At 53.4% G+C, this 17,670-nt stretch carries 10 protein-coding genes; 5 read left to right on the forward strand and 5 right to left on the reverse strand.

The window, feature by feature from the left end:
- The first annotated feature begins 71 nt into the window (after nt 1-71).
- From J1836_RS15210 to J1836_RS15220, 3 genes are read left to right on the forward strand one after another with little or no spacing between them, the layout of a single operon-like run.
- Nucleotides 72-5,159 (forward strand): cellulose binding domain-containing protein, encoded by a 5,088-nt coding sequence (locus J1836_RS15210; protein ID WP_242632872.1) that lies wholly within the window; start codon nt 72-74, stop codon nt 5,157-5,159.
- Between the two features lie 12 nt (nt 5,160-5,171).
- Nucleotides 5,172-6,443: a DUF1552 domain-containing protein gene (locus tag J1836_RS15215; RefSeq protein WP_207251987.1), complete on the forward strand. Its 1,272-nt coding sequence runs from the start codon at nt 5,172-5,174 to the stop codon at nt 6,441-6,443.
- Nucleotides 6,444-6,456: 13 nt separating this feature from the next.
- A complete protein-coding gene (locus tag J1836_RS15220) occupies nt 6,457-7,767 on the forward strand; it encodes an NAD(P)/FAD-dependent oxidoreductase (protein WP_207251988.1) in 1,311 nt (436 codons plus the stop codon).
- Nucleotides 7,768-7,771: 4 nt separating this feature from the next.
- On the opposite strand, the gene J1836_RS15225 is transcribed toward J1836_RS15220, so the two are convergent.
- Genes J1836_RS15225 through J1836_RS15235 form a run of 3 tightly spaced genes read right to left on the reverse strand, consistent with a single transcriptional unit; the run spans nt 7,772 to nt 10,280 of the window.
- Nucleotides 7,772-7,969: a CPXCG motif-containing cysteine-rich protein gene (locus J1836_RS15225; protein ID WP_207251989.1), complete on the reverse strand. Its 198-nt coding sequence runs from the start codon at nt 7,967-7,969 to the stop codon at nt 7,772-7,774.
- Nucleotides 7,970-7,971: 2 nt separating this feature from the next.
- Nucleotides 7,972-9,120 carry a radical SAM family heme chaperone HemW gene (hemW, locus tag J1836_RS15230; protein WP_207251990.1) on the reverse strand — a complete coding sequence of 383 codons (1,149 nt, stop codon included), beginning with the start codon at nt 9,118-9,120 and terminating at the stop codon, nt 7,972-7,974.
- Nucleotides 9,117-10,280, reverse strand: coding sequence for an RNA-binding domain-containing protein (locus J1836_RS15235; protein ID WP_207251991.1), 1,164 nt, complete (start codon nt 10,278-10,280; stop codon nt 9,117-9,119). Before J1836_RS15235 ends, hemW begins: the two co-directional genes overlap by 4 nt.
- Before the next feature lie 120 nt (nt 10,281-10,400).
- Here J1836_RS15235 and crcB point away from each other — a divergent pair, with 120 nt between their 5' ends.
- Nucleotides 10,401-10,781, forward strand: coding sequence for a fluoride efflux transporter CrcB (gene crcB / locus J1836_RS15240; RefSeq protein ID WP_207251992.1), 381 nt, complete (start codon nt 10,401-10,403; stop codon nt 10,779-10,781).
- A 17-nt stretch (nt 10,782-10,798) separates the two neighbouring features.
- Entirely contained in the window at nt 10,799-12,631 is a 1,833-nt protein-coding gene (gene recQ / locus J1836_RS15245; protein WP_207251993.1) for a DNA helicase RecQ, read from the forward strand.
- A 4-nt stretch (nt 12,632-12,635) separates the two neighbouring features.
- On the opposite strand, the gene J1836_RS15250 is transcribed toward recQ, so the two are convergent.
- Both J1836_RS15250 and J1836_RS15255 read right to left on the reverse strand, forming a co-directional pair.
- Nucleotides 12,636-13,103: an endonuclease domain-containing protein gene (locus J1836_RS15250; RefSeq protein WP_207251994.1), complete on the reverse strand. Its 468-nt coding sequence runs from the start codon at nt 13,101-13,103 to the stop codon at nt 12,636-12,638.
- 167 nt (nt 13,104-13,270) lie between these two features.
- On the reverse strand, nt 13,271-17,629 hold the full coding sequence (locus J1836_RS15255) for a tetratricopeptide repeat protein (RefSeq protein ID WP_207251995.1): 4,359 nt from the start codon (nt 17,627-17,629) through the stop codon (nt 13,271-13,273).
- Nucleotides 17,630-17,670: the final 41 nt, after the last annotated feature.

The following is a 17,670-nucleotide window of genomic DNA, read 5'->3' on the forward strand; positions in this document are numbered from 1 at the left end:
TAAAAATATATTATAGTCTCTCCCCTAAGAACTTGTCGGTTTTATCGACATCTGTTTGATTAGGGGGAGTCATGATAAAGTGGAGTGTTGCTGTTATTGGCTGGCTGTTATGGTTGGTTAGTGCATCGGTGTTTGCGGGCAAACCATTAATCACTGGAAACCCTCCCAGTACGTTGAATGTGGGCGCAAGTTATGTGTTTACGCCTACAGCGAGCGATCCAGAGAGCGACAAACTAACCTTTAGCATCAAAAAGAAACCGGTTTGGGCGACGTTTGATACAACTACGGGTACATTGAGTGGTGTGCCGACCAGCAAGCAGGCGATTGCCTATAAGGGTATTAGCATCCAAGTCTCTGATGGTAAAGAAACAGCTTCGCTACCGGCATTTACTATCACGGTTATCAATCCCCCACCTATTATTAATGGTACACCGACGACGAGCCTCATCGTGGGTACGGCGTACCGTTTCAGTCCAGTAGCTTCTGATCCCAATCATGATGCACTAATTTTCTCCATTAAGGGTAAACCCGCGTGGGCAGCCTTTGATACTAAAACTGGGGTATTAAGTGGGACGCCTACGGCTAAACAGGCGACCGTCTACAAGAATATCAGTATTCAAGTGTCCGATGGCAAAACCAAAGTAATGCTCCCTACATTTAGCATTGCAGTGATTAATCCTCCTCCCGTCATCAGTGGGACGCCTGCAACCAGTATTATGGTGGGCAAGACCTACCGTTTTGCGCCTATTGCGTCTGACCCCAATAATGATCTACTGACTTTTTCTATTAAGGGAAAACCAACTTGGGCAGCGTTTGATGCCAAAACCGGGGTATTGAGCGGTACGCCTACCGTTAAGCAGATTAAAGTTTATAAAGGTATCAGCATTCAAGTATCGGATGGTAAGACCAAGGTGTTATTACCAACGTTTGATATTGCCGTCGTTAACAGTAGTAACTTGCCCCCGACGTTGACGGGTACGCCTAACACGCAAGTGATGGTGGGGAGTACTTACCGTTTTGTACCGAATGCTTCTGACCCTGAGAATGATCCCTTAACCTTCAGTGTGACAAACAAGCCTGCTTGGGCAAACTTTGATACCAAAACAGGCGAACTTAGCGGCACGCCCAGCGCTGCCAACGTTGGCACAACCGCCAATATCGTGATTCAAGTATCAGACGGTAAGCAACAGGTCAATCTTGCTGCGTTTTCTCTTCAGGTGCTTGCGCTTGCACCGACTACCGCGTGCCACGTCAGTTATCAAATTATCAAGCAGTGGAGCAACGGTTTTACGGCTGATGTTACCTTAACCAATCTTGGCACGGCATGGACAGGCTGGACAGCGACATGGGATATGCCTAATGCTCAAACTTTATCCGGTTTATGGGATGGTAATGCTAGTCAGTCGGGTAGTCTCGTTACGGTGACTAATATGAATTGGAACGGTGCTATCGCTAAAGAAGGTAAGGTCACATTTGGTTTCAATGGTGTGCATAGCGGCACAAATAATATACCCACCAATGTATCGGTCAATGGCGTGTTGTGTTCCGGTAATGCTGAACCACCCCTACCGCCCGTGGTTGCTTGCGATGTGACCTACACGCTGGTGTCAGAATGGGATGCTGGCTATACGGCTGATATTTACATCAAAAATACCGGTGATGAGGTTAGCGATTGGACGGTCGCGTGGGATATGCCAGATGGTCAGAAAATTACGGGTATGTGGAATGGCACGCCCAAACAAACGGCCAGCCATGTCGATGTTACCAATGCTGGTTGGAATCGTATTGTTGCTAAAGGTGGTAATCTGCAATTTGGTTTTAACGGTATTCATCAAGGTTTGAATCGTACTCCCGGTAATATTGCTCTCAATGGCGTGAAATGTGGCGGGCAAATCGATCCGCCGCCGCCGCCACCACCAGCGTGTGAGGTCAAATACCAGATCCAGAAAGATTGGGGACAAGGTTTTACGGGGACGGTTGACATTAAAAATACGGGCGCACCGTGGAATGGGTGGAAAACCACTTGGACGATGCCAACCGGACAAATCGTGACAGGCGGCTGGAATGCTCAAATCACTCAGGCGGCTGATAAAGTGACAGCAACGCACGTTGACAGCAATAAAATAGTACGACAGAACAATAGCCTGTCGTTTGGTTTCAATGCGTCGCTGTCTGGATTAAATGTTGCCCCGATTGATGTGGCGGTGAATGGCACGCGTTGTACGGGGCAATCTGATGTGTTGGTGTTGCCCCCCAAAGCGCCGACGGCATTAAAAGCACTGCTGGTGGATAATAATTACGTTACTCTGACATGGCAGGATAATAGTACCAACGAGAGCAATATGTTACTGGAACGTCGCGCCGACAGCGGTAGCTGGAGCGTATTCGCCACATTGGCGGCTGATACCGTGACTTATCAGGACAAAACCCTTGGCGTTGGTGTGACCTATGAGTATCGCTTGAAAGCCGTCAATGCTTCGGGGGCATCGGCCTACACCAGTACGGTGAGTACCAAGCGTCAAGATCGCACGGACATCCGCGCCGCGATGCTGGTGAACAACTGTGCGGCTTGCCATGGTACAGATGGTTATAGCGTCGGTCCCGGCACACCGTCTATTGCGGGTCTAAGCAAGAATTATCTGGTGCGTACCATGAAGGCATATCGTACAGGGGAACGTGCTTCCAGTGTCATGAATCGGATTGCCAAAGGTTACACTGATACGCAAATTGAACGTGTGGCGGATTACCTCGCTAAACTGCCTTACAAAGCTGCCAAACAAACCACAAATGCTACCTTGGTAGCACGCGGTAAAGTTGTTCATGAAAGTAATTGCCAGTTCTGCCATGCGGGATCAGGTAACGATATGGGCTTTACCGGTACATTGTTAGATGGGCAATGGTCAACCTACTTACACGCTACCCTGCAGGATTACTATGCTGGTCGTAACAGCAATGTACCCACAGAAATGGCGCACCAACTCAAAAATCTCAAAACCCAGTTTGGTGATGATGTGTTGCTCGCACTGGCGCAATATTACGCTTCAGATAAGACGATTGATGATAATGATCCGGGTGATGATGGTGATCCTACGGTATTGCCTCTTGTGCCGACAGGTCTAAACGCCACGGCGATTGATAGCAGCAAGGTTAATCTGAGTTGGAAAGACAACAGTGATAACGAAACAGGTTTCCGTGTACAACGTCGTGCTGCGGGGGCAGGTGATGCTGGCTGGGTAGTCGTCGCAGAATTGGGCAGCAATACCGTTACTTACACGGATACCAGCGCTGTGCTGGGGATAACCCATGATTATCGTGTGGTAGCTTTTAATACGGTAGGCAGTGTCTTCAGTACAGTGGTGAGTGTCACCTTACCCACCGCCTTACAGTATGGGAAAATGCAGTACCAGCGACAGGGATGTGCAAGCTGTCATGGTGTAGAGGGTACCGGTGGTTTCACTAAAGTGGTATTGACCACCTATACCGCCAGCCAGTTGAGCAACTTGACTACGATTATCCAAGATACCATGCCACCGGGGAATCCCGGTGCGTGTACAGGAAACTGTGCCTCTGCAATTGCAACTTATATTACGGATGTGTTGACACCGGCTGCGACGGATGGCGGTGATGATGATACCCAGGCTTGTTTAGGTGCTGCTCCTTCAGGAGTACGCAGTTTGCGCTTATTGACGCGGCTGGAATACCAGAACACCGTTAATGACCTGCTGGGTTTGAATTTGAATCTGGTTAATAGTTTACCGGATGAAAATCAGGTGGGAGGTTTCGACAATAACATTGAGCAGAATCAGATCTCCAGCTTGCGTATGGATGCGTACTTGAGCCAAGCGGAAAAAATTGCTGCGCAAGGTGTTCTGGAAAGCTGGAATAAAATCGTGTCTTGTACCCAGCAGGACACTGTTTGCGCACGGCAATTTATTCAGAGCTTTGGTAAACGTGCTTTCCGCCGCCCATTGACTACGACAGAAGTGAATACCTTCGCCGCCAACTTCAGCGCTGTTGCTTTCAAGGATGCGGTGGAAAAAACCGTGATGAGTATGTTGGTGTCGCCCAATTTCCTGTATCGCACTGAATTGGGCGAATTGCAGGCAAATGGTACGTACAAGCTCACCCCGTATGAAGTTGCCAGTAGCTTGTCGTATTTGTTCTGGGGGTCGATGCCAGATGATACGTTGTTTTTAGCGGCTGATCAGAATGCTTTAGAGACGCCAGCACAACGCATTAGTCAAGCGTCCCGTCTTTTAGCAGCTTCTCGTAGCCGTCAGCAAGTGGGTAATTTCGTTGGGCAATGGTTGCTGAAAGCCAGCCCGTTCAGTCTGCCATCCAAGGATGCCACGGTTTACCCTGCGTATACCGATGCGGTGAAAGCAGCACTGTCACAAGAATTGATCAACTTCTTCAACTACGTGACGTTCGATTCCACCCAGACCTTCCGCGAGTTGTATACCGCCGATTATGTAATTGCCAATAAGACGTTGGCTGACTTCTACCACCTGAATGGGCCGACGGGCAGCGCGTTTGAGAAAACGCCCGTTGCTGATGGTTCCCGCACGGGCTTGCTGACGCTGGGTTCCGTGCTGGCTCGCTATGCCAACAGTAACGAATCGCATCCGTTCAAGCGTGGGCGGTTCTTCTTTGAGCGCATTTTGTGCCACGATTTGCCAGAGCCTGCCAACTTTGGGTTGGTACAGCCGCCAGACCCTGATCCGAATATGACTACGCGGCAACGCTTTGACTTTCACAGCAAGTCGTTTCCAGCGTGCTACAGTTGCCACCAATACATGGATGGTCCCGGCTTTGGCTTTGAAAATTATGATGGGGCAGGGCAATACCGCAAGTTTGAAAACGGCAATCTAATCACTGCCAACGCTATCTTGCGGGGTATGGAAACCTATACGCCGACGGAGGAGTTGACCTTTAACGACCTCAATCACCTGAGTCAGTTTGTCGCGGATAGTCCGAGTGCTGCGCAATGCGTGGCACGGCAATATTACCGTTACACCACCGGGCATCAGGAAACCACGGCGGACAAGTGTGCGCTGGACAGTTACCTGCAAACTTATAAGGACAATGGCTACAACCTGCAAACCATGTTGCTCAGCATTGTTAATGCACCCAACTTCACTTTGCGTCGGGCGCAATAAGGGGATCGCCACATGAGTATCAGTCAAGACCGCCGTCAGTTTATGAAATGGATCGCTGCTGCCGGACTCGGCGCAGCCACACTGCCATTTGCGAGCATGGCGTATGCCGGTGAAGCGCCGCGTCGCGCCATTTTCGTGTTTTTCCCCGATGGGATGCGCCCGGAAAATTGGCACGCACAAGGCACGGGGACTAACTTTATTCTGCCAGCCATGACGGCTCCACTGGAGCGGGTTCGTCAGCACTGCGTCTTCCTCAGTGGGGTGGACATGAAAGGCCCCGGTTCCACCCATGAGGGCGGCACACTCAAACTGTTGACGGGCGCGGATGGTATGTCATCCGACAAGGCGGTTTCGCTGGATTATCATCTGGCGCAAGCGTTCAAAAGTCAGACCATACGCCCGCACCTTAACCTTGTTATCGTACCGACATGGGGCGTTACCGCTATTACCTATGATTACAATGGGGTGCAGGTGTTGCCAGAACCCAATCCACTGGCTGCGTTTGAATCCTTGTTTGGCACGAATGCGCAAAGTAACTTTATAGCTCAACGCCGCATCAGCGTGTTGGATCAATCCTTAGCAGAACTCAATGCTTTACGTACCAAACTAGGTGCTATTGAAAAAGCCAAGTTAGATATGCACGTTGAGTCTGTGCGCGAAATTGAGAAGAAATTGACAGCGAATGTCGGTGCGTGTGCGGCATGGAATTTCAATCCTACGGGGTTCAAGGTCGATCCCAACAAAGGCTATTGGCAAGGTGCGGAGTATCGTGATCCTTACAAAATGGGTGTCATCAGTGATTTGCACCGCGATATTGCCGTTCATGCATTAGCCTGCGATTTAACCCGCGTTGTTACCCTGAAATGGTCGCAAGGGGTCAATGAAAACCTTGTTCCTGAATCGGGCAGCAGTATGACGTGTCACGGTGCTTCTCATTCGGGCGGGGAAGAGTTCATCAAGATCAAAGCGTGGTATACCGAACATTTGGCGCGGTTGATTGAACAGTTAGCCAGCGTGCCGGAAGGCAGCGGTACGTTGCTGGATAATACCGTTATTTTCGTTGGTAGTGATCTGTCCAATGGTGGCTGGCACAACCATACTGATATGCCATTCATTATTGCAGGTGGCAAGAATGCCGGTATCACGGGGGGGCGCAGCCTGAAATTCAGTGGTACGCCGCACAATAAGATTCTGGTGTCTGTCGCCCAGTTCATGGGGTTAAACATCAACAGTTTCGGTAATCAAGACAGCAATCCAGGGCCACTGCCCGGTTTGATCGGTTAAGGAGGGGCAGATCATGATGGAAACGCATAATAGCCGTCGCAGAACATTCCTGAAAACGTTGGCAGCGAGTGCCGCTGTTAGTGCTTTGGGGTTTCCTGCCATTACGAGAGCAGCGGGGCAACGTGTAGTGGTGATCGGCGGGGGCACTGGTGGGGCAACGGTCGCCAAATACCTGCGCCGCTTGGATAACACGTTAGACGTAACCCTGATCGAAAAGAATGCGATTTACACCACCTGTTACATGAGTAACGAAGTCTTGAGCGGTGATCGTACCTTGGAATCGCTGCAATTTAACTACGATGGTCTGAAAGCCCACGGTGTCAAAATCGTCACGGATGAAGTGACGGGTATTAATTATGACGGCAAGCTAGTGCTGACTAAGGGCGGTATCAGCTACCCGTATGACCGTTGCGTGGTGTCGCCGGGGATTGATTTCCGTTACGACCAGATTGCGGGGTACAGCGAAGCGGCGATTGAAACCATTCCTCATGCATGGAAAGCGGGGGCGCAAACCGTGGTATTGCGTAACCAACTCCTCGCGATGCCTAACGGTGGAACGGTGGTGATTGCCGCGCCACCCAACCCTTACCGTTGCCCACCTGCGCCGTATGAACGTGCCAGCCAGATTGCCTATTACTTGAAGCAACACAAACCCAATTCCAAGGTCATTATTCTTGATCCGAAGACCAGCTTTACCAAACAGGCATTGTTTGAACAGGCATGGACAGAGCTGTACGGCTACAAAACCAGCAATGCCATGATCGAATGGTGGTCGGGTGATACCAAAGCGGCGGGTGTGGTGGGTGTCGATGTGGCTTCCAAAACGGCGATTACCCAGTTTGGTGATCGGGTACAAGGCGCAGTACTGAATGTGATTCCGCCGCAAAAAGCGGGCAAATTGGCGTTTGATGCGGATTTGGTGGATAGCACGGGTTGGTGTCCGGTTAATAAGCTGACGTTTGAATCGACTCGCCATGCCAATGTGCATGTGATTGGTGATGCCTGTATGGCGGATGCCTTACCTAAATCTGGTTTTGCGGCGAATTCGGAAGGGAAAGTCTGCGCTGCTGCCATTTACGCGCTGCTTAATGGGCAAGAAGTGGAAAGCCCGTCATTTTCCAACGGCTGTTATAGTCTGGTCGGCAAGGATTACGCGATTTCGGTGGTGGGGGTGTATCGGCTGTCGGATGATGGCAAATTGGTGGAAAGTATTCCGGGCAGTGGTGGCGTATCTTCCGCCACGGCAACTGCCCAAGATCGTTTGTTTGATGCTAGTTATGCGTATAGCTGGTACAACAACTTCACACAGGACGTGTTCAAGTAAGAATTTAACTGTTTCCTGGTTCTACGTCGATGCGGGTAATTTCGCCATCCGCATCAATTTCAATGCACAGTTGAATCGGGTTGCAACACACTTGGCAATCTTCGTAATAAGCTTGGCTGCCTGCTGTAATGTCAATTTCCGTTGCAAAATTGGAATAGCAATACGGGCAGGTGATATTGGTGTGTGTTAGCGCCTGAGACATGATTAATCCTCCAAAAACAGTTGCATAACCTCGTTCAGGAATTGCCAGCCGAGGGCGGTGGGGTGAATGTGTTCACCATCAACGTCGAGTAAACCACGTCGCAATGCCTGATCCAGCCCCGCCTTGAGGTGATCGGTTGCCAGACCAGTACGTTCCGTAAACAAGTGACTGGGGAAACCGTCCCGCAAGCGCAATGCATTCAGCATGAATTCAAAGCTCAGATCGGCAGCGCTGAGGATTTGCTCGCCGCTGCGTGCTGTGCCGTGCATAGCGTGTTGCATGTAATCAGCGGGTTGGCGGTGATTGTGGTAGCGAGTAATGCTGGCGTTGGCAGGATTGGTTATCTTCCCGTGTGCGCCTGCACCGATGGCGACGTAATCACCGAATTCCCAGTAGTTTCGGTTGTGCCTGCATTCAGCGTTTGGTCTGGCATAAGCGGAAACTTCGTATTGAGTGTAACACGAGTTACTGAGTAATTGTTGTCCAGCGAATTGCATTTCAGCCACCAGATCATCATCGGGCAGTGGTGGCGGTTGTTTGTAGAATAGCGTGTTGGGTTCGAGGGTGAGCTGATACCACGACAAGTGTGTGGGTTGCAGGTCGATGGCTTGTTGCAAGTCTTGCAGGGCTTGTGCTTGGGTTTGCTGGGGCAAGCCGAACATTAGATCCAGATTAAAGTTATCGAATCCGGCAGTGCGGGCAATATCGGCGGCGCGGAGCGCTTCGTCACGGTTGTGGACGCGTCCTAGTGCTTGCAAATGCTGGGTGTTGAAGCTTTGGATGCCGACCGATAAGCGGTTGATGCCAGCCTCCCGAAATCCACGGAATTTGTCTTGTTCAAACGTGCCGGGGTTGGCTTCCAGCGTGACTTCAATATTGGGGCGGAACGGTAATAGGGCGCGGATGCCGCACAGCAATTCGTCGATACTTTCCGCTGAAAACAAGCTGGGCGTGCCGCCGCCGATGAAGATGGATTCAAGCTTGCGTCCCCAAATGTGCGGGAGTTCGTTGCTTAGGTTGGTTAGTAGGGCTTGTACGTATTCTTTTTCCGGCAAACCGCTGGGGGCGGCGTGCGAGTTGAAGTCACAGTACGGGCATTTGCGGATGCACCACGGAATGTGGATGTAGAGGGAAAGGGGGATGTGGGTCATGGGTTATCTTGCTTGGGGCGTTGCATTATCACCTTGAACTGGTTGCCTGCGCGGTCGTCAATGAATTGGATAAAGGCGTAATGCTCTAATGCACGTGGGATGCCGCTGCCTAAACCACGATAAGGCATTTGCCGGGTAGCGTGCGAGGCAATGATCGGATTACGCATATTCGATAAGCCAAAACGGATTTGCTCGATAGTTAAATGGTTGGGCAAATGACCAGGGCTGATGATTTCCACGCGATCGGTAAACATCAGGATGCGGATGGGCGCGGAAATGAAGTAATCACGGTGAATCAGCGCATTGACCAGCACTTCTTGTAAGGCGATTTCGGGAATTTCGAGTTTACCGAGGCTATTTACACCTTGCCCTGCTTGCAAGCGGTGCAAGTTACGGGTGATGAAAGAAAGGGCGCGTTCGTATTGGTTGATGAGAGGGCCTTCGATGTCTTCGCTATCACGATAATGTTGCGAGGCGATGTTTGTGCCGTCGATGTAGACGGCTTTAACCATGAATACGGGGCGAAATTGCTGGGGATTTTGACCAAATAGCAGCAAGCCCGCCAGATTCAGTGCGCCATCTTTGCCCAGTTTTAGGCTACGGATGACTTGCTCCAGCGGCAAACTGAGTTCATCCAGTGTTTTGCCGTAGCGGTGCTGGATGTAGTTGCCCAATAACAGGCTGTGTAAATCTTTGCTGCTGCTGTCTAGTATCAACGTTTCTTCGGCATATACCAGACCACCTGCTTGAAACATACGCTGGATTTCTTCACGGGCAGTGACGTGGCGTTTGTCTGCGCCTGCTTTTACCCAGATGCGGGCTTGGTTATCCATGTAAGGTTTGTTCAAGCCTTCTGGTACGCTGACTACCATGATCATGCCTTGTTCGAGCGTCATGTTTTGCGTGGTGGGATGCAGCGGTGGGCGCACATGTTGTGATGCGGCGTTGGAGAGCAATTGGTTTAAGCGAGCAATGTCTTCACGGCTTAATCCGGTGACGTTGCCGCTGTCTTCTACGCCAATGATGAGGTGTCCACCGCCGGTATTGGCGAATGCCACGAGTTCAGCAGCGAAGGCATCGACGTTAGTGATGTTGCGCTTGAACTGGTGCTGGCTGTCTTCGCCTTGGGCTAGGATGGTTTCAATTTGTTGGATATTCATAGTCTAGCTATTGCTGTCTCTTGGGTATGTTTCGATTGTAGCGGATAGCCTGCACTTTTGACACGTCAACCCGAACCCCGCAGAATCTACCGCCAAGATTCATCACGAAAAGGTCGCCGTATGTGGAAAACCTTCCTTGCCATCGCCATTGGCGCAGCACTTGGCGCATGGTTGCGCTGGTTGCTGGGCTTGAAACTCAACACGTTGTTGCCGCATCTGGCGGTGGGTACGCTGACTGCCAATCTGTTGGGGGCGTACATCATTGGCTTGGCGATTGCGTTTTTCTCCAGCGCTAACCTGTCGCCCGAATGGAAGCTGCTGATCATCACCGGCTTTTGCGGCAGCTTGACCACGTTCTCGACGTTTTCGGCGGAAGTGATGCTGTTGTTCCAGAATGGGCGCATGGCTTGGGCAGCGGGGGTGATCAGTGTGCATGTGGTCGGTTCATTGCTCATGACGCTGGCAGGTATGGCAACATGGCAGTGGTTACGAACCCCTTAAGGTGAAACAATAGCGCTATGCAACGTGCCTACCACATTCTCAACAATACCTACGGCTACGCCGATTTTCGCCTGAATCAGCGCGATATTATCGGCTCATTGCTGCAAGATCATGATGTCCTCGCGCTGATGCCCACGGGCGGCGGCAAATCGCTGTGCTACCAGATTCCGGCGTTGGTGCGCGATGGTGTGGGCATTATCGTGTCGCCGCTGATTGCCTTGATGCAGGATCAGGTCGATGCCTTGCTGCAACTGGGGATTCGCGCTGCTTACCTCAATTCCACGCTGAACTTCGGTGCGGTGCAGCGGGTAGAACGCGAATTACTGGCGGGCGAAATCGACCTGCTCTACGTCGCGCCCGAACGTTTGCTCAGCGACAAAATGCTGCCCTTGTTGGAACGTTTACATTCCACCGTTGGTATCAGCTTGTTCGCTATCGACGAAGCGCATTGTGTGTCGCAATGGGGGCATGATTTCCGCCCGGAATACCAGCAATTGTCGATGCTGGCGGAACGTTTCCCCGGTGTGCCGCGCATTGCGCTGACGGCTACTGCTGACCAGCGTACCCGGCAAGAAATCATTGAGCAGTTGCGCCTGCAACACGCCGATATTTACGTCAACAGTTTTGACCGCCCTAATATCCACTACACCATCCAGCAGGGGCAAAACGCACGGCAACAATTGTGGCAGTTCATCGACGCGCATCATTCGCAGGATGCCGGGATTGTGTACTGCCTGTCGCGCAAAAAGGTCGAAGATACCGCTGCTTGGCTGGCGCAACAGGGGCGCACCGCGTTGCCGTATCACGCGGGGATGGATGCGGATACGCGCCGTAACCACCAGCAACGTTTCCTGCGCGAAGAGGGCGTGATCATCGTTGCCACCATCGCGTTCGGCATGGGCATCGACAAGCCGGATGTGCGTTTCGTGGCGCATTTGAGCTTGCCGAAAAGCATCGAAGCCTACTATCAGGAAACCGGGCGAGCAGGGCGTGACGGTTTGCCCGCGAATGCGTGGATGGCGTATGGCTTGCAAGATGTCATCACTTTGCGCCAAATGATGCTGGAATCCACCGCCAGCGAGCAGCAAAAGCGCATCGAACACCACAAGCTGCAAGCCATGTTGGGCTTGTGCGAAATGACCACCTGCCGCCGCCAAGCCTTGCTGAGCTACTTTGGTGAACCCACACCGCAACCGTGTGGCAATTGCGATAATTGCCGGAATCCGCCGGAGGTGTGGGAAGCAGCGGTGGCGGCGCAAAAAGCCTTATCGTGCGTGTACCGCACCGGGCAGCGTTTCGGGGTGAATTACATTATCGAGGTGTTGCTGGGCAAGGATGATGAGCGCATCCGCCAGTTTCGCCACGAACAGCTTTCCACCTTTGGGATTGGTAAGGAACATTCGGATGCGGAATGGCGCAATATTTTCCGCCAATTGATTGCGTTGGGGTATTTGACGGTGGATGTGGACGGGCATGGCGGCTTGCGTTTGACCGATAACGCCCGCCCGTTATTGCGTGGGGAAATCGAGCTGCATTTGCGCAAGGAACAGAAGCGCGAACGGGTACGGCGTGATCGTGTGCGGGGTGATCCTGTCGCCAAACCCCGGTTTAACCGCGATACCATGCCCATTGAGGTGGAAGCCTTGTGGGAAGCCTTGCGTGCGCTGCGACTACGCTTGGCACAGGAACAGGGTGTGCCGCCGTATGTCATTTTCCACGATTCCACCTTGCTGCAAATGGCGGATGAACGCCCGCAAACGCTGGATGCGATGCGGGGTATCGCGGGGATTGGGGAGCGTAAGTTGGCGCAGTATGGGCAGGCGTTTTTGGATGTGGTGTTGGGGGCGTGACTAACTATCTCACTCCGAACTTACCCCCCATCCCCAGCCCTTCCCCCGCAGGGGGTGAAGGGGGCAAGAGGAGAGAAGATTGTTGGTGTAGGGCTTGGCGGATTTTTTGGATGACGGTTTGCTGATGGTGCTGGATTTCGTGATTCCAGAAGCGGAGTACGCAGAAGTTTTGTTGCTGCATCCAGTTATCGCGTTCGCGGTCGTAGTCTTGCTGGTCGTGATGGTGATTGCCATCCAGCTCAATCACCAAGCGTGCTTCCAGACAAACAAAATCAGCGATGTAACGCCCCAGCGGGGTTTGGCGGCGAAAGCGGTAGCCGTCGAGTTGGCGTTTTCTCAGGGCTTCCCATAACTGCTGTTCTGGTGTGGTCATGTTCTTGCGCAGATTGCGGGCAAGATCACGATGAATCTTGTTGTTCTGTCTTTCCATCCCGCCAGTGTCAGCAACCTCGCCCTGCCACGCAACATTCACCGACAGACAGCACCTCTTGCTCCCTTTCTTCCCCCCATCCCCAGCCCTTCCCCCGCAAGGGGTGAAGGGAGCAAGCTGCACTATTTTCAAAGTTTGGCACTTGCCTGTCAGCCCTGTTCTTGGCCCCTGCCCCCCTTGCGGGGGAAGGGGTTGGGGATGGGGGGTTCTTACTCCAACCCCTCCAACAACAAAACCAACTCCGCAGCATACTGATAGTGCAACCCCTCATCCTCCGCCAAAGCCAAATCACGCTCCCCGGCGATAATCGCTTGCAACTTGTGCAGGAGGTTTTCAGAATAGCTGCCATCTTGCAGTAATTCTCTGATTACCTGCTCAACCTCGACGGTATTTTTCTGCTGAATGGCTTGCCCAATTGCTAAAGCCAAACGTCCCGCCCAATGATGATTCTCCCCACCATCCCGCCGATACGCCAGATACGCCGCCAGTGCCTGTTGCCGTGCCTCGCGGGCGGCTAGTGGATTGCCGCTGGCTCGTTCCAGATCGTGCAGGATGTCCCATGTTGTCCACGGTTCAGCCGCATGACCAAATGCCTGCTTGCACTCAATCGCCCGTAGCAGTTCCGGGCGGGCTTCGTCATAGCGTTGGAATTTGATTAGGGTAAACGTGAGATTACTACGCCAAATTCCTTCCTGAGCTTTATCGCCAATTGCAACAGCAATATCCGCTGCTTGCCGATAAAAACTCACTGCCTGTTCCGGGCGATTCCATTCAACATACAGTGTGCCTAGTTCACCCAAGCTACTCGCTTCACCCGCCTCATCACCTTGCTGGATGTTAATCGACAGGGACTGCCGATACGCCTGCTCAGCCTGTGCAAAGTCACCTGTGTCCCTGTGCGTCATCCCGATCTGATGCCAAGCCGTTGCCACTGCACCCGGTTCATCCAGTTGCTGGAACAGTGCCAGTGCTTGCTGATAGCCTTGCAGGGCATCGGCATAGCGTTTTTGATATAGGCGTGTGGTAGCAAGCTGGCCTTTGTTTACCACAACACTGCGTGTATCTTCCCGTTTTTCGTCTCGTGCAATCGCATCCTCATAAGCCGCTGCCGCCGCCTCCAGTTGCCCCAAGGCTCGCAGGCAATCGCCCTGTTCCGTCAAGGCTGCTGAAGCCATGCTTGCCCCGCTTTCCCCCAAGGATTCAAAACGCCGTTGTGCTTCTTGCAAATAAGGCAAGGCTTGCGCGGCTGCGCCGCCTCTGTTCAATACCCGCCCCAACAGGCTGTGCGCCATCGCCAGATCGTAATCTGCCCAGGCATACGCTTGTTCCCCTGCCTGCTGGCACTGCTGCAACAAGGCTTGTGCTGCCTGATAAGTGGTTTGAATATCACCCTGCTGCAACAGGCGTTCAATGTTCATGCGTTCATTTTTAAAGTGGGTATGACTCCACTCGCCCAATGCCTGTGCTGCCTGCTTGCGCCATGCCACCACCTGCGCCAGTGCCTGCGGTTGATGCAGGTTTGCCAGTAATTGTTCGACAGTGCCTGCTTTGCCAGCCACCACTTCCGCTGCCACGCTTCCGGCTTGCAAATCCGCCACCAGCGTTTGCAGATAAGCCATCAGGTTGGGCAGTTCCAGTTGGGTGAGTTGTGATTGCAGTTTGGTATCTTTGAAATGCTGCTGATAGAGAAAATCCACCAGTTGCCCCATCACTTCCCGCCAGCGTTGCTGATAGCCCTCGCGCTGTTGCGCTGTCAGCCCCAAATCCAGCGTCGCAGGCAAGGCGGGATCAAGGCGGATGTAGCCGTAGTCGCCGATGGGCTGTGCCAGACCAACTTCGATTAAATTCCAATAAACATGCCCCATTTTTTCATCATCCAAGCCCAATACTTTGCCCATGTTCTGCCAATACCCACCATCCTGAAACACCGCCAGCCCCGCAATCTGCTCGCGCACTTCCGGCGACAGCCGCCGCAGGGAGAGTTCCACGCTGGCGAACAGCGACAGTTCGCGCTGCCCCGGATGGCGTTGTTCCAGCTCCTGCATGATCGCCCGGACATTCGCGGTGGTCGCCTTCACCCCGCGCTGTGCCAGTTCCCGCGCCAGCAGCACCAACGCCCGCGCATGGCAACCGACCGAACGCACCAGATCGTCCACTTCCTGCGGCGTATTGCCCTGATCATCATGGCGCAGGTGCAAGCCTTCGTTGTTCATCACCTGCATCACCAACGCCTTGGCATCCGTCACGCTCAACGCCCCCAACACAATCTCGCGGGCTTTGTGATTGAACGGCGCAGGCAACGCTTCGCGGGTAGTAAACAGCACTCTTGCCCCCTGCCCCCCTTGCGGGGGAAGGGTCGGGGAAGGGGGGGTTAACAGCTTCGCCAGAAGCTGCGAAACTGCCCCCACATTCCCCTCATCCGCCAACAACGCCTCCACATTATCCACCACAATCAACACGCGCTCGTTTTCCAGCACCCGCCGGATTGCCTGCAAGGCTTTATCGGTATCGCTGGCGTATTCCGCAGCAAAATTGTGATTCGGGTTCACCAGTTGCTGGAGCAGTTGTTCCAGCACGTAGTCGGGGTGGGTGTACTGCTCGACGCTAACGAAAGCGCACCGCTCGAAGCGGCGGCTTTGCACCAGCCACCGCGCCAGTTCCACCGCCAGCGTGGTTTTGCCCACACCACCCTGACCGCGCAATACCGCATAGGGTTGCTGTTCCAACAACCGCTCGACTTGCAGCAATTCGCGGCTACGCCCAATGAAACGGTGCGGCGGCGGTTCGGGCAACCTGCCCAGCCGCGTCTGGCGTTGTTGCGCCGTCATCAATTGCGCGGTGGCGGAAGGCAGCCGTGCGAACAACTGCGGATCGTGCTGTTCCTGATACAGAATCGGCACAAACCAGTCCTGCAAGTGCAAATCGCCCGCGCCCGCAATCGGCAGGCGGAAGGTGTCGCGCATCAGTGCCGTTTGCCCCGCCAGCATCGCCTTGCCAATGCGTTGCCCCTCCGCCAATGTGCGGTAAAACTGCGTGACGAAACGCCGCGCCGTTACCACCAACACGCTGTGGGTCATGGCAACCACCGAGGCAATGCCTTCTTCCAGCAATTTGGCGGCAACCGATGCGCTGGGGTCGGTATCGGTCTGCGCGGTTTGGCAGGCTTCGAGGAACACCAGCGGAATGCGGTAATCGCGCAACAGTGCCGCCAGCTTGTCGGCATGTACCAATTGCATCCGCCGGTTTTTCAACTCATGGCTGTCCTGCGGGTCTTCAAAACACAACGCACCCAGCCCATGTTGCTGGTCGTAAATCCCGTGACCATCGAAGTGGACGACGTGATAGGGTTCGTCAGCCTCACTGGCGCGGCGCAATTCCTTTTCCAATGCGCCCAAGGTCGGCGGCGTCAACACGCTCACTTGCACCAACTCGCCAAGGGTTGCCACCCCCTCCACCAGCGGCAAGGCACTGGCACGGTGGTCGATATAACCCACGCCAGCCTGTTCCGGGCGCGGACTCAGCAGCAAAATGCGGATTGGTAACTGGGTAATGCTGGGCGGTTTCTGATCGTAATTGGGCAAACGGCGGCGGATGCGCACCGGGTATTTGCCGTCACTGACGTACCCTTTGCCATCGTGCAGCAATTCCCACGGCAGGCTTTGCAAGCGGCTGGCAGCGGTATTGGCATTGGCTTTTTCCGCATCGCTGGCATCTTCCAGCAAAGCCGTTTCCACCAGCACTGAAAACAGGCGTTCGGACTCGGTGCGGGTGTTATGCCAAGCCGCTTTCACTGCTTGACATTCGGGTTTGTCCAGCACAGCGGCGGATAGCTTCGCGCCCCATTGGGGTAATTGCGCTTCGGTGCGTTGCGCCCGGTCGCGGAATAAACCGACAGGCCAGTGGAGGTAATCTTCCAGATACCAGCGCAATTCGTCCTGCTCGATTTGTCCGATGGGGGCGGTGAAGCGGAACGGGCGGCTGGTGACTTCGCGTTCTTTGCTGAGATCAGCGGGGGTGTAGGTCAGGGTTGCCCGCGCACTCAATTGTTCGCTGCCATCGGCGTTGCGCGTCAAGGTGGGTTCGGTCAGTTCCAGTAGCAATTCGGCAAGGGGTTTGTTTTCGACTTGCTGCTCTGTTGGCAAATCGTCGGGCAGGCGTTCGCCGAGGGCGGCGAGGATGCGGGGCATCGCTTCCTGCAATTTGCCAACGTCCAGCTCAATCTTTTCGCCAGCGGGTTCTTCATCAAACCACATGCCTAACGCAGCAGGCAGAATGCCGGGTAACAATAATGGGATGACCGTTACGCCTGCTTGCTCGGCTAAACGAACTTCCTTGCGTACCCACGATGAATTGACGGTATGGGTGCTAATCACCATTAAGACATGGCGGGCGGTACGGATGGCTTCGGCAACTTCAGGCCAAAGTTTGTCGCCACCGCGCAGATTAAGCGAATCGACCCACACGTTAAGATGATGAAGTTCCAGCTTTTCACGCAATTGTTTGACGAAGGCATCGTCAGCGGTCGCGTGCGAAATGAAGATGTGTTTGCCCGAAGTAGAAGACGACATGGTAAGCCCCTGTTTGCCGTAGTTTACAGCAGTATAGCAAA

The sequence above is a fragment of the Thiothrix fructosivorans genome (assembly GCF_017349355.1).
Taxonomy (GTDB): Bacteria; Pseudomonadota; Gammaproteobacteria; order Thiotrichales; family Thiotrichaceae; genus Thiothrix; species Thiothrix fructosivorans.

Excerpts from the sequence above, each read along its gene's own strand:
- J1836_RS15235 (WP_207251991.1), bottom strand. The coding sequence starts at position 10,280 with ATGAATATCCAACAAATTGAAACCATCCTAGCCCAAGGCGAAGACAGC.
- J1836_RS15210 (WP_242632872.1), top strand. The coding sequence starts at position 72 with ATGATAAAGTGGAGTGTTGCTGTTATTGGCTGGCTGTTATGGTTGGTT.
- crcB (WP_207251992.1), top strand. The coding sequence starts at position 10,401 with ATGTGGAAAACCTTCCTTGCCATCGCCATTGGCGCAGCACTTGGCGCA.
- J1836_RS15220 (WP_207251988.1), top strand. The coding sequence starts at position 6,457 with ATGATGGAAACGCATAATAGCCGTCGCAGAACATTCCTGAAAACGTTG.
- J1836_RS15255 (WP_207251995.1), bottom strand. The coding sequence starts at position 17,629 with ATGTCGTCTTCTACTTCGGGCAAACACATCTTCATTTCGCACGCGACC.
- recQ (WP_207251993.1), top strand. The coding sequence starts at position 10,799 with ATGCAACGTGCCTACCACATTCTCAACAATACCTACGGCTACGCCGAT.
- J1836_RS15215 (WP_207251987.1), top strand. The coding sequence starts at position 5,172 with ATGAGTATCAGTCAAGACCGCCGTCAGTTTATGAAATGGATCGCTGCT.
- hemW (WP_207251990.1), bottom strand. The coding sequence starts at position 9,120 with ATGACCCACATCCCCCTTTCCCTCTACATCCACATTCCGTGGTGCATC.
- J1836_RS15225 (WP_207251989.1), bottom strand. The coding sequence starts at position 7,969 with ATGTCTCAGGCGCTAACACACACCAATATCACCTGCCCGTATTGCTAT.